The 12223-nt window shown below is 66.9% G+C and carries 14 protein-coding genes; 7 read left to right on the forward strand and 7 right to left on the reverse strand.

The window, feature by feature from the left end:
- Nucleotides 1-114: 114 nt before the first annotated feature.
- From CEY05_RS28265 to CEY05_RS28280, 4 genes are all read right to left on the reverse strand, one after another.
- On the reverse strand, nt 115-921 hold the full coding sequence (locus CEY05_RS28265; protein WP_143220677.1) for an anti-sigma factor: 807 nt from the start codon (nt 919-921) through the stop codon (nt 115-117).
- Nucleotides 918-1448 carry a sigma-70 family RNA polymerase sigma factor gene (locus tag CEY05_RS28270; RefSeq protein WP_233161753.1) on the reverse strand — a complete coding sequence of 177 codons (531 nt, stop codon included), beginning with the start codon at nt 1446-1448 and terminating at the stop codon, nt 918-920. The genes CEY05_RS28265 and CEY05_RS28270 overlap by 4 nt, the downstream gene beginning before the upstream one ends.
- The gene (locus CEY05_RS28275) at nt 1445-1816 is read right to left on the reverse strand and encodes a hypothetical protein (protein ID WP_088600605.1); all 372 of its coding nucleotides are present in this window, start codon (nt 1814-1816) and stop codon (nt 1445-1447) included. The genes CEY05_RS28270 and CEY05_RS28275 overlap by 4 nt, the downstream gene beginning before the upstream one ends.
- Nucleotides 1817-1997: 181 nt before the next feature.
- A complete protein-coding gene (locus CEY05_RS28280; protein WP_158219445.1) occupies nt 1998-3785 on the reverse strand; it encodes a PLP-dependent aminotransferase family protein in 1788 nt (595 codons plus the stop codon).
- A 147-nt stretch (nt 3786-3932) separates the two neighbouring features.
- Here CEY05_RS28280 and CEY05_RS28285 point away from each other — a divergent pair, with 147 nt between their 5' ends.
- Nucleotides 3933-4826, forward strand: coding sequence for a DMT family transporter (locus tag CEY05_RS28285; protein WP_088600607.1), 894 nt, complete (start codon nt 3933-3935; stop codon nt 4824-4826).
- Here the strand turns inward: CEY05_RS28285 and CEY05_RS28290 are convergent.
- Nucleotides 4797-5021 (reverse strand): DUF2945 domain-containing protein, encoded by a 225-nt coding sequence (locus CEY05_RS28290; RefSeq protein WP_088600608.1) that lies wholly within the window; start codon nt 5019-5021, stop codon nt 4797-4799. The two genes, CEY05_RS28285 and CEY05_RS28290, sit on opposite strands and share 30 nt — an antisense overlap.
- A gap of 31 nt (nt 5022-5052) precedes the next feature.
- Nucleotides 5053-5757: a GntR family transcriptional regulator gene (locus CEY05_RS28295; protein WP_088600609.1), complete on the reverse strand. Its 705-nt coding sequence runs from the start codon at nt 5755-5757 to the stop codon at nt 5053-5055.
- A 180-nt stretch (nt 5758-5937) separates the two neighbouring features.
- On the opposite strand from CEY05_RS28295, the gene CEY05_RS28300 reads away from it, so the two are divergent.
- Genes CEY05_RS28300 through CEY05_RS28325 form a run of 6 tightly spaced genes read left to right on the forward strand, consistent with a single transcriptional unit; the run spans nt 5938 to nt 11724 of the window.
- Nucleotides 5938-7152: an ABC transporter substrate-binding protein gene (locus tag CEY05_RS28300; protein ID WP_088600610.1), complete on the forward strand. Its 1215-nt coding sequence runs from the start codon at nt 5938-5940 to the stop codon at nt 7150-7152.
- Nucleotides 7153-7168: 16 nt separating this feature from the next.
- A complete protein-coding gene (locus CEY05_RS28305) occupies nt 7169-8041 on the forward strand; it encodes a branched-chain amino acid ABC transporter permease (RefSeq protein WP_088600611.1) in 873 nt (290 codons plus the stop codon).
- A complete protein-coding gene (locus CEY05_RS28310) occupies nt 8041-8931 on the forward strand; it encodes a branched-chain amino acid ABC transporter permease (RefSeq protein ID WP_088600612.1) in 891 nt (296 codons plus the stop codon). The genes CEY05_RS28305 and CEY05_RS28310 overlap by 1 nt, the downstream gene beginning before the upstream one ends.
- Nucleotides 8928-9707 carry an ABC transporter ATP-binding protein gene (locus CEY05_RS28315; protein ID WP_088600613.1) on the forward strand — a complete coding sequence of 260 codons (780 nt, stop codon included), beginning with the start codon at nt 8928-8930 and terminating at the stop codon, nt 9705-9707. The genes CEY05_RS28310 and CEY05_RS28315 overlap by 4 nt, the downstream gene beginning before the upstream one ends.
- Before the next feature lie 41 nt (nt 9708-9748).
- Nucleotides 9749-10459 (forward strand): ABC transporter ATP-binding protein, encoded by a 711-nt coding sequence (locus CEY05_RS28320; RefSeq protein WP_088600614.1) that lies wholly within the window; start codon nt 9749-9751, stop codon nt 10457-10459.
- Nucleotides 10460-10482: 23 nt separating this feature from the next.
- A complete protein-coding gene (locus CEY05_RS28325) occupies nt 10483-11724 on the forward strand; it encodes an FAD-binding oxidoreductase (RefSeq protein WP_088600615.1) in 1242 nt (413 codons plus the stop codon).
- 72 nt (nt 11725-11796) lie between these two features.
- On the opposite strand, the gene CEY05_RS28330 is transcribed toward CEY05_RS28325, so the two are convergent.
- Nucleotides 11797-12222 (reverse strand): hypothetical protein, encoded by a 426-nt coding sequence (locus tag CEY05_RS28330; protein WP_088600616.1) that lies wholly within the window; start codon nt 12220-12222, stop codon nt 11797-11799.
- Nucleotide 12223: the final 1 nt, after the last annotated feature.

Genomic DNA, 12223 nt, shown 5'->3' on the forward strand with positions numbered 1-12223 from the left:
ATATCGTGTTGCACTGCAAATTAGATTGGCTCCAGGAAGGTGCGCGAAGTGGCTCCGGCGGCGTCTTCGCGCAGCTATTCGCACCTGGCCGAGGCAGCGGGCGCGTCGACGCGCTTAGCGCGGATACAACTGATCGTAGATCACGCTGGCCAGCGCTTGTACATCGGCCGCGGGCAGGGCGGCGCTGAGCGCATAGCCATAGCCGTTCTCGACCCAGTAGAACGACTCCGCATCGCCATTGCGCACCGACTGGAAGGCGGTTTCACGGGGTTGCGATTGCGGCGCGAAGACCGCGACGTACAACGTCACCCGCCGGCCCTGGCCGTCTTCATACATGAACTGCGCGCGCGGCGCGGTGGCGTCGTTGCCGTCACCCGTCAGCAGGCGTCCGCCCAGCAGGCGATAGCCTTGCGCCTGCAGGACTGGAGCAGTCAGCGGGCGGCCCAGGCGGCGGCTGAGCCACTGCACCAGGTGGGCTTCCTCTTGCGCGGGCACCTCCACCGCGTGGCGCACTTCGGGCGCGAAGACAGCGTAGGCGGTGGCGGCGTCGCGGACGAATTGCGGCGCGCCCGCGGTGACGATAGCCGGTGCCGTGCCGCCAACGGGCCACAGGCGTGCCCCCGCCGCGCCGGCGGCGAACAGCAGCACGGCGGCCACGGCCTGGCCCCACGGGCGCCAACGTTCGCGGCGCGCACGGCGTTGCACCACCGCCGCCAGGGCCGCCGGGACGGGGCCGGGCTCGGTCTCGCGATACAGTCGCCGCATCTGCAGCCTTTGCGCCTGCCATGACGCCGCCCGTGACGCGGCCTCGGGATGGGTCTGCAGGTGACGCAATACCGCCGGCACGCGCTCGGCGTCCAGCTGTCCATCGACAAAGGCGTGCAGGTCGTCATCAGTGACCTCGGCGTCCTTTTCCATCATCGCTTCACCAGGTGCAGAGGGTGGGTTCTTTGTGCATCCGTCGGCCCTTCCATCAAAACGCGTACTGTCTCGCGGGCGCGATGCAGGCGCGACATGACGGTGCCTATCGGTACTTGCAGTATTTCGGCGGCCTCGGCGTAGGTGTATTCCTCTACCGTGACCAGTAACAGGGCGGACCGCAGGGCAGGCGTCAGGCGTTCGAGGGCCCGGTGCAGATCCAGCATTTCCGGCGCGTGCGCCATGGGTTCATGGGCCGGCTCGGGACCATCCTCCAGCGCCGCATGGCCATCGTCATGACGCCAGTCGCGCACGCGATTGAGGAAGATGTTGTGCATCAAGGTCATCAACCAGGCGCGCAGATCGGTACCCGGCCGCCACATGGACCATTTGGCGCAGGCACGCTCCAGCGTGTCCTGCACCAGGTCGTCGGCGGCGGCCGCGTCGCCCGCAAGCAGGCGGGCATAACGGCGCAGAGCCGGAATGTGGCCCAGGATCTGGGCCACATCCTTGGCTGCGCCATCGATCACGGCTTGGCGGCGTGCCAGACGTTGTTGAAGCCGTCACCGGTCTTGTCGCCGGCAGCCTTGTCCTTGGCCCAGTAATACAGCGGCTTGCCCTTGACTGCCCATTGCTTGGAACCGTCGTCACGCGTGATGATGGTCCAGTCGCCTTCAGCCTTGGCGCTGGCGGGGGCCATGAAGGGTGGCCAGTTCGTGGCGCAGCCGCCATTGCAGGCGCTCTTGCCGCCGCTGTCCTTGTCGAAGGTGTAAAGCGTCATGCCTTTGTCACCGACCAGCACGCCGTTGGCGGTTTTGGCGGGCGGGGCAGCGAAGGCGGTGCCAGCGGCGAGAAGCGCGGCCAGGCCGAGTGCGGAGAACGAGAAAGTGCGAACCATGTGACCTCCTGAGGGTGGGTTGCATTGGAGTGAACACCGGGGCAGGCGGTTTTATTCCATGGGACTGCAAAATAATTTCGCCATGCCGGGCGCGCCGTGTATGCAGGGCATGCTTGTAAGCCATGCCTGTAAGCCATGCTTGTAAGCCATGTTCGCGGGCCATGCCTGCACACTCTGCCGATCACGCGTCCAGTGCCGCCGCCAGATGTTTCACTGCCGTTGCCATTTCGTCCGGCCGCCATGCCGCGAAACCCAGGAACAGGCCGTGGCGAACGGGCGTTCCCACATAATGCCGCGATAAGGGCCGGGCGCATACCCCGGCCGCGGCCAGGCGCCGCACCACGGTAACGTCATCCTGGCCCCCCGTGAACATCGCCAATACCTGCATGCCCCCGGCGGGCGGCTGGATCTGCAGGCGGTCGCCCAGGTGCTCGCGCAGCAGGCCCACCAGGCAATCGCGCCGTTCGCGGTAGATCCGGTTCATGCGGCGGATATGCGCGGCGAAGTGGCCGCGTTCGATGAACATGGCCAGGCCGCCCTGCAGGCTGGGCGCGACGATCTGTCCCGTCTGGCGTTGGGCCAGGGCGAACGTGGCCGCGAAAGCGTCGGGCACGATGGCGTAGCCGACGCGGACGTCGTTGATCATGGCCTTGGCGAACGTGCCTACGTAGAAGACACGGCCATCCACGTCCAGGCCTTGCAGCGCCGCCACCGGGCGGCCGTCGTAGTGGAACTCGCTGTCGTAGTCGTCTTCCAGGATGGCGGCGCCGTTGCGCTGCGCAAGATGCAGCAGGGCCTGCCGCCGGGGCGCCGACATCAGCACGCCGGTGGGGTACTGGTGGGACGGGGTTACGAAGATGGCCTTGGGCGCTTCACGTTCTGTAGCGAAAGGGTTCGGGCCGGGAACCGGGCTGGAGCGGCCGGCGGGGTTGGCTACCGGGTTTGCGGTCGGGGGTATGTCCGATTTACCCGCGAAAGTGTCCAGCCGTGCAATGAACTCATCGAGCCGCGCCGTGAAGGCGTCGAGTTCATCGAGTCCATTCAGCCCGTCGACTCCCCCGACTCCCCCGACTCCCCCGACTCCACCGGGTCCGCCGGAACCGTCGAGTTCATCGAGTCCGTCGCTGCCGACCGCGCTTGGACCCAGCCCCTGGGGCTGCCCGCCGATGTCATCGGAATCGACTGTTTCACTATCGTCGGGAAGAGACATCCCCTCCGCGTCCACTTCCACGCCGTGCAGTGCCGCGCCCGCATTGAGCAGCGCCGCCCGGGCGCCGCCGTAGCCGGGACTCTCCATCCAGGCCGCGTCACCCGGGTTCAGTACCAGGCGGGCGCAGATATCCAGTGCCGCCTGCGCCGACGGCGTAAAAAACAGCTGATGCGCCTGCGCCCGCACACCGCGCGCTTGTACCAGGTGCGCCAGCAGCGCCTCGCGCAACGGTTGCCGATTCAGGTCGGCACTGTCGTGTGCCTCGGCCCTGCGGGCGCCGGCGCGCAGGCAACGCGCCCACAGGTCGTGCGGAAACTCGCGCGGATCCGCCATCCCTGGCGCCAGGGGCACGCCCGACGGTTCCTGTCGAAACGGCCAATCGCTGCCGTCCAGCGCGGCGGCCCACCGAGAGGGGCGCGGCGAGGGCGCCCGCGACGCGGCCGTGCCCGATTGGGCGGTTCCCGTGCCTGACCCGGCCACTCCCAGGGTAGGCCCGCCCGACCCCGGGGAGGCAGGCGCCGATCCAGGTTCCAACCAGGGCGCGGGAGAAAGCGATCCCAGCTTGGCGACCACCGGCCGCCGGCCCTGGCGGATTTCCAGGAAACCTTCCGTGGCGAGTTGCGAGTAGGCATCGGCCACGGTGTTGCGGGCCACGCCCAGGGTGGCGGCCAGCTCCCGACTGGACGGCAACTGCTGGCCCGATGGCAGGCGCCCTGCGAGAGCCGCCTCCCGCACCTGGCCGCAAATCTGCCTTTGCAAGGAAATGCCGCCGGCTTTGTTGAGCGAGAAGTGAAACGGAACTGGCCCAATCATTTTTAGAAAACTTCACCTTATTTATTGTGCCAGCGAAGTTTACATTGATCGCCATCGCCGCCCCCCGGTTGGCGTCCCTGCCTGGGTAGATTTATGTCCGCCATGCTGTCTCGCCGCCATGCCCTGTTCCTGTTTGCCGTCGTCATCCTGACCTGGGGGATGAACTGGGTAGTGACCAAGTCCATCGTCCAGAACGTACCGCCGTTGTGGACCACCGCCATCCGATCGGCGATTGCCTGCGTGGTGTTGCTGGCGCTGCAACTGGCGCGACGGGATTTCATCGTCCCCAGGCGCGGCGACCTGCCGGTGATCCTGGCCATCGGTGTGCTGCACATGGTGGCCTTCTCCACGCTGGTCGCCATCGGGCTGAAGCATGTGCCGGTGGGACGCTCCATCGTCCTGGGCTATGCGACACCGCTGTGGGTGGCGCCCTGTGCCTGGCTGATGCTGGGCGAATCGCTGACCCGCCGGCGCCTGGCGGGAATCGGCCTGGGGATGGCGGGTTTGCTGGTGCTGTTCAATCCTTTGGTGATCGACTGGCACGATGCCGATCAGCGCTGGGGCAACGGCATGATCCTGCTGGCGTCCTGGTGCTGGGCAGGCAGCATCCTGTATGTGCGCAAGCACAAATGGCTGGCTACGCCGTTCCAGTTGGTGTTCTGGGAAGCCTTGCTCGCGGCGGTCGTGCTGGGCGCCGTGGCGTCGATCACCGAGGGGCCGCCGGCTTTCGCCTGGAGCGGCAGCCTGATAGCCGCCTTCGCCTATGCCGGGGTATGCGGTACCGCGCTGGGCTACTGGGCCATGGCCATGATCAACCGCAGCCTGCCGGCCACCACCACCGCCCTGGGCATGCTGGCGACGCCGGTGGCGGGCATCGCGGGATCGGCGCTGTTCCTGGGTGAGCGCCCCGACGCCGCCATGCTGGGTGCCATGGCCATGGTGTTGGCAGGCATCGCCCTAGGAGGAACGGGGCGGGCTGCGTCTTAGCGCCGAGCCCTTGTGCGCCGCCAGGTGTCCGGTCTTGGCGCTCTTCACTTCATATTGGGGATCGTCCGTGCTGGCGCGCCGCGTGCGGCCCATGAAGTCGAAATCGCGCCGATGCACGGCCGTGATGGTGCCGACGGTCCAGCCTGCGTCGGAGTTCCAATGGACGTGGTCGCCCACCTTGAATCGCTTGGTCATGCCTGCCTCCGTGCGTCGATGACGCCTGGCATCAACCCACCGTGATTGCCGGGTCGTTCTGCGTCAGGTCGGCGACGACGTGCAAGACTTGTTCCAGGGCCACACGGATGTGCTCGCGTAGCGCGCGCACCGCCGCTTCAACCTGCCCCTGTTCCGCATATTCGATCAAGGCCTGATGCTCGGCATGCGCCTGCTGGCGCAAGGGCACATTGACGACCTGGAAACGCAGATAGCGGTCGCCGCGGTCATGCAATTGCTTGAGCATGTTCATGGCCAGTTCGCGCTCCGCCGGCCGGTACAGGATCTCGTGGAATTGCCAGTTCAACTCACCCCAACTGGCGGCGTCCGCGTGCAGCATGCCGGCCAAGGCGGTACGCGCTTCCTTGAAGCGACCCGTGCCGCGCGCCTCGATGGCCGCGCCAAACAGCCAGGGCTCCACCTGCATGCGCAACTCGAAGGTCTGCACGACCTCGCTGGTGGACAAGGGAATGACGTAGGCGCCGCGATGCGCGTGGATGGAAACCAGGCCTTCCGCTTCCAGGCGGCGGATGGCTTCGCGCACGGGGATCCGGCTGACGCCCAGCTCGTCGGCGAGGGCCTCCTGGCGCAGCGGTTCGCCCGGGCGCAGACGGCCGGACAGCACCTGCTGGCGCAGTTCGTCGAGCACCAGGTCGACAGTCGTGCGGCGTACCAGCTTGCGGTCGCCGCCAGGCGCAGAGCGGGCAGGAAGATTCATGCGTGTTTCTCGAAAACCCTAGGTATCTGGACCTTGACCAGTATCAGGGGCCAAGCTTAGCATCTTTGCGTATAACGGATATTGGATCCAACCCGTAGAACCACCCCGTCGTCAACCCCGTCGTCAACCGGCGCGCCGTCCTGTCGCGCGGTCCCATCGAGTCTTCAGGGAGAACGTCTTATGAACCGCCGTCATTGTATTGCCGCGACTTTGGTCGCCGCCGTCGCCGCCTGCCTGCAGGCGCCGGCCCTGGCACAGTCCTCCGAGTATGTCGTGGGTATTCTTAGTCCCGTGACCGGCGCGGGTGCGCCGTATGGGCCGGGCATGGTCAAGGGCGTGCAGCTGGCCATCGAGGAAATCAACGCCGCCGGCGGCGCGCAGGGCGCCAAATTCCGCGGCGCCGTCGAGGACAGCCAGACCTCGCCGCAAGCCGCCGTGCTGGGCGCCAAGAAGATGATCGAAGTCGACAAGGTGCACGCCATCCTTGGCTGCTGGAGCTCCGGCGAATCGCTGGCGGTCATTCCGCTGACCAACGACGCCAACATTCCGCTGATGCATGCCTCCGGCGCACCGGCCCTCAGCGGCGCGCCGGTCAACGCCAAGAAGCTGGGCTTCCGCTTCCAGGCCACCAACGGCCGCTTCGGCCAGGCCTTCGCGCAGATCGCCAAGCGGGAAGGCTACAAGAACGCGGCCACCATGGCCTTCAACAACGCTTCCGGGGTCGGCAACACCGAAGGTTTCGCGCAGGCCTGGAAGGCCATGGGCCATAGCGTCGCGGCCAGCGTGGTGTATGAACCGAACCGGCCGTCCTACCGTTCCGAACTGCAATCGGTGCTGCGCGTGAAACCGGACGTCATCGTCACCGGTTCCTATCTGGCCGACACCACCATCATCCTGCGCGAGTGGTACCAGACCGGCGTGGATACGCACTGGATCATCCCCGGCTGGGCCGCCAACAGCGATCTGCTCAAGGCCCTGGGGCCCAAGGTCACCGACGGCATCATCTCGGTCGAATCGGTCAGCAACGAAGAGGCGCCCAACTACAAGCACGTCGTCGACGCGCTGGGCAAGCAGGGCGTGGACGTGGCGGGCAATGTGTACGCGCCCATGGCTTATGACCAGGCCATCATCCTGGCGCTGGCGGTGCAGGCCCTGGGCCCCAAGGCCACCGGTCCGGAGCTGGCCGCCAAGATGCATGAACTGGGCAACAAGGGCGGCGAGGTGGCCTACACCTACGCCGACGGCAAGAAGCTGCTGGAAGCGGGCAAGCGCGTGACCTATGTCGGCGCGTCCAGTGCGCTGAACTTCGACGAGTTCAACGACGTCACGCCGGATTTCTCCGCCTCCTTCGCGGAGAACGGCAAGCTGGTCCGCAAGTACGTGGTCAAGCTTTGAACGGCCGGATGCGCGCGTGAACTACGCCGACTACATCAACCTGGTCATCAACGGACTGGTCGAAGGGCTGATCATCGCGCTGCCGGCGCTGGCGCTGACATTGGTGTTCGGCCTGGCGCGCTTCCCCAATGCCGCCACCGGCGACGTCGTCGCGGTGGGCGGCTATGCGGGGCTGGCCGCGCATCATCTCACCGGGTCGGTGCTGGCCGCCGGCCTGGCGGGCGCCGTGGGTGGCGCGGCAGCCTCGGTGCTGGCGTATCTGCTGGCTTTCCGTCCGGTCATCCGCCGTTCCGTGATCACCTTGCTGCTGACCTCGATAGGCGTGGGTTTCGTCATCCGCGCCATGCTGGGCGTGGTGTTCGGCCATGACCCGCGGCCTTTCGAACTGCCTCTTGAACGGGCCTGGCGCTTTGGCGACATATCCCTGGCACCGGCCGACCTGAACCTGGCCGGCCTGACGCTGCTGACGCTGGCGCTGGTCTTCGGCATGCTTTACGCCACGCCCCTGGGCCGATCGCTGCGCGCCATCGCCGACGATCCCGACCTGGCCCGTGTCAGCGGCATCCGGCGTGAACGCGCGATGCTGGCCATGTGGACCATCGCCGGCCTGGTCTGCGGCATTGCCGGGACGGTGGTGGGCATGCGTACCGTCGTGTATCCGGACGCAGGTTGGAACATGCTGCTGCCGGCGTTCGCGGCGGCGGTGGTGGGCGGGCTGGGCAATCCCCTGGGTGCCGTGGCGGGGGCGCTGCTGCTGGGCGTCCTGCAAGAGCTTTCAACACCCTACGTGGGCTTCGTCTACAAGATTGCCTTGGGCTACGTCTTCATGATGCTGGTGCTGCTGTGGCGTCCGCAGGGCCTGTTCAACCGTCCGCAAGGGGTGCGTTGATGACGGCTTATCTGCTGACCATTCTGGTGATCATGGGCATCTATATGCTGCTGGCGCTGGCGCTGGACCTGCAATACGGCTTCACCGGCCTGATCAACTTCGGCCTGGCGGGCTTCTTCGGCGTGGGCGCCTATGCATCGGCGTTGCTGACGCTGAAGGCGGGCTGGTCGCCGTTGGCGTCCTTTCCGGCGGCGGTGGCGCTGGCGGCCTTGCTGGCGTGGCCGCTGGGGCGCGTGGCGCTGCGGCTGCGTGACGACTATCTGGCCATCGTCACCCTGGGCTTCTCCGAAGTCGTGCGCCTGGTGCTGGTGCAGGAGCAATGGCTGACCAATGGCGTACAGGGCATTCCCGGCGTGCCGCGCCTGGGCGCCAGCTGGGGCGATACCAACTTCAGCACCATGCTGTTGCTGGGGCTGCTGGTGCTGGCCTTGATCGTGACGGTGGCGGTGTTGCGCCGGGTCACGCATAGTCCTTATGGCCGCACCATCCAGGCCATCCGCGACGACGAGGTCGCGGTGCGTGTGCTGGGCAAGGAGCCCGCGCGCTTCAAGACCCAGGTGTTGATGCTGGGCGCCGGCATTGCCGGCCTGGCGGGCGCCTTCTATGCGCACTACATGACCTATATCGTGCCGGACCAGTTCGTGCCGCTGCTCACTTTCTATATCTGGATGGCGGTGATCATGGGCGGCGTGGCGCGTCTGTCGGGCAGCGTCGTCGGCGCGGTGCTGCTGGTGGTGTTTTTGGAGGGCGTGCGTTTCCTGCGTGGCGTCATCCCCGGCATCTCCGACGCCGACATGGGCAGCGTGCAGTTGGGCGTGGTGGGGCTGATCCTGATTCTGTTCATGCGCTGGCGGCCGCAAGGCCTGTTCGGCGGGCGGGGGGCGCGATGAGCGAGCTGGCCACGACGGACATTTCGCTGTCCTATGGCGAATTCCAGGTGCTGGACAAGGTCACGCTGTCCATGAGCCTGCAGGGCCTGCATGGGATGATAGGTCCCAATGGCGCGGGCAAGAGCACGTTCTTCGCGGTATTGAGCGGCCTGCTGCCGCCATCGCGGGGCAGCGTCAGTTTCGACGGCAATGTGCTGCGCGCGGCGGGTCCCGCGGCGCGTGCGCGCCAGGGCCTGGGGCGTACGTTCCAGATCCCGCGCGAGTTCCGCCACCTGACGGTGCGCGAGAACCTGATGGTGGGGCCGCGCGAACAGCCGGGCGAGTCCCTGCTGGGCCTGTTCCTGGCGCCCGCGCGAGTGCGGCGGGCCGAGGCGGAGATTGCCGAAAAGGCGGCGCAACTGCTGGATTTCCTGCGGCTGGGCGCCGTGGCCGACAAGCCCGCGGGAGGACTGTCGGGCGGGCAGAAGAAACTGCTGGAGCTTGGCCGCGCGTTGATGTCCGATCCCCGGTTCATCCTGCTGGACGAACCCTACGCGGGCGTGAACCCGGTGCTGATCGAGGAGATCTCGCAGCGCATCCGCGAGATCAATGCCGAGCGCGGTATCGGCTTTCTCATCATCGAGCACAACCTGATGGCCCTGAATCGCCTGGTCGAGGATCTGTACGTGCTGGACAGCGGCCGCCTGCTGGCGCATGGCCGGCCCGACGATGTGCTGGGCGATCCGCGGGTGCGGGCGGCGTACATGGGGGCGATGGCGCAAGAGGTGCCGGCATGAGCGCGGCGCCGATGGCAGGGCGTGCGGGGGAGGGCGCGGGGATGAACACGACGGTCCTGCAGCTGGACGATCTGCGCGGCGGTTATGGCGATGCCGACATTCTCAAGGGCATCTCGCTGGAGGTGCGTGCGGGCGAGATCGTCACCATCGCCGGCACCAATGGCGCGGGCAAGTCGACCATCATCAAGGCGGTGATGGGGCTGTTGCCGCGGACGTCGGGCCGGCTGCTGCTGCGGGGCGAGGACGTCGCCCGCGCCAGTGTCGAATCGCGGCTGGATCGCGGCATCGGCTACGTGCCGCAGGTGGCCAACGTCTTTGCGTCGCTGTCGGTGCATGAGAATCTGCTGGTGGTGCAAGGTGTGAAGCGGCAGCGCCAGCGGGCCGACGCCATGTACCTGATGTTTCCGGCGCTGGCGCGGCACCGGCGCCGGGCGGCGGGGACCTTGTCCGGTGGCGAACGCCAGCAACTGGCCTTCGCACGCGCCTTGATGCGCGAGCCGGACATCCTGCTGCTGGACGAGCCGACAGCGGCGTTGTCGCCGGCGCGGGTGGACGAGATTTTCGATTACGTGCGCGGGTTGCCCGCCGGCGGTACTACTGTCCTGATGGTGGAACAGCGTGCGCGCCAGTCGCTGGCGGTCAGCCAGCGCGGGTACATCATCGACCAGGGCGTGGTGGCGATGGCGGGCGACGCGGCGGAGCTGCTGCGCGATCCCCGGGCCGGCGATCTGTTTCTTGGCAAGCACGAATGAAGCAATGGAGTGGCTGAAGCAACATGGCTGAAGTATTGATCGTCGGGGCAGGGGTGATCGGTTTGGCCTGCGCGCGCGAGGCGCAGCGGCAAGGTTGGCAAGTCACCTTGCTGGATCGCGATTTCGAGGGCGATCGGGCGTCGCATGGCAATGCCGGCGGCATCGCGGTGACGGAGTCCACGCCCATTGCCGTGTCGGGCTTCAGCCTGCAGGCCATGCGCTGGCTGTGCGATCCGCTGGGGCCCCTGGCCATACGGTGGCGCCACGCGCCGCGCCTGTTGCCGTGGCTGCGCGCTTTCAACAAGGTGACCGAGCCGGCTCACTACCGGCACATTTCCAACGCGCTGGCGGCCTTGAACAATCGTGTCTATGACGATCTGCTGCCCATGCTCGGCGACATCGGGCTGACTGGCCAACTGCATCGTGGCGCCGGTATCACCGTGTATGAGACCGATGCGGCCTTTGCGGCGGATGCCGACGAATGGGCGTACAAGCGCGAGCTGGGTGTGAACTGGAGCGTGCTGGACATGGACGAGCTGCGGGCGCGCGAGCCTGCGCTGGCGCCGGTGTTCCGCCACGCCGTCATGCTGCATGACTGGGGGCAGATGGACGATCCCAAGGCGGTGGTCGATGCCTTGCGCGGCAAGGTGGCCGAGCGGGGTGGGCGATTGGTGCGTGGTGATGTGGCGGGACTGGATGCGGGCAATGCGGGGCGTCCCGCCGTGCTGTTGCGGGATGGCCAGCGGCTGGAGGCGGATCGGGTGGTGGTGGCTGCCGGCGCGTGGTCGGGAGCGCTGGCGCGCGGCGTGGGCGATCGTGTGCTGATCGAGAGCGAGCGCGGCTACAACACCACGCTGCCTGGCGGGGTGGGGGTGCTGTCGCACGAAGTGATTTTCGCGGAGCGCAAGTTCGTGGCGTCGCCGTTGTCGGTGGGCTTGCGCATAGGCGGGGCGGCGGAGTTCGCCGGCCTGGACGCACCGGCGAACTATCGGCGCAGCGCGGCGCTGCTGCAATTGGCGCGCAAATTCGTGCCTGGCGTGGATGAGACTGGCGCCAGGCAGTGGATGGGCAACCGCCCGTCGACGCCGGATTCCTTACCGGTACTGGGCCCGTCACCACGCGCACCGCATGTCCTATACGCCTTCGGCCACGGCCACCTGGGCCTGACCCAGGCCGCCACCACCGGCGCCATCATAGGTAGCCTGCTGGCGGGTGAAGCGCCGGGCGTGGATATGCGGCCGTACTCCATCGCGCGGTTTGCGTAGGGATGGCTAGGCTTGAAGCCGCAGAAATTTTATCGGCCTCCTAGGCTCTGATCACGCTGCCACGTCAGGCCATCAAGCCAAGGCCAGATCGGCCTTTGCAGGACGCCCGCCTTTCGCCCCGTTACGACGCGCGGCCTCCGCCTTGTTCTCGGAACGAACGCTGCCGCGCGCTGCCGCAACGGTACGCCTGGCGATATCGACCGGAATCAGGCGAGCCACCAGGCCGGGAATACTGATTGTCGCCGTCTCTTCCTCTCCGAACAGCAGTCCATCCCCACCGGGTGTTACATACGCTTGCGCCAGCACTTGGCGTGGCAAGTCCTTCAACGCGGGCACCTCTTTCGGATCGATGCGCAATGCCAGCCCATTGCTGTACGCCAATTCCAGCACGCGAGCGTGCAAGATATATCGCGCCGATACGACATGAGGCTCCGCCAGCGCTTGACGCCCACGCGCCAGCGCCTGCTTATAGTCGTCCTGAGAAATCCGGGATGCCATG

It is taken from the genome of Achromobacter sp. HZ34 (assembly GCF_002209485.1).
Taxonomy (GTDB): Bacteria; Pseudomonadota; Gammaproteobacteria; order Burkholderiales; family Burkholderiaceae_B; genus Bordetella_C.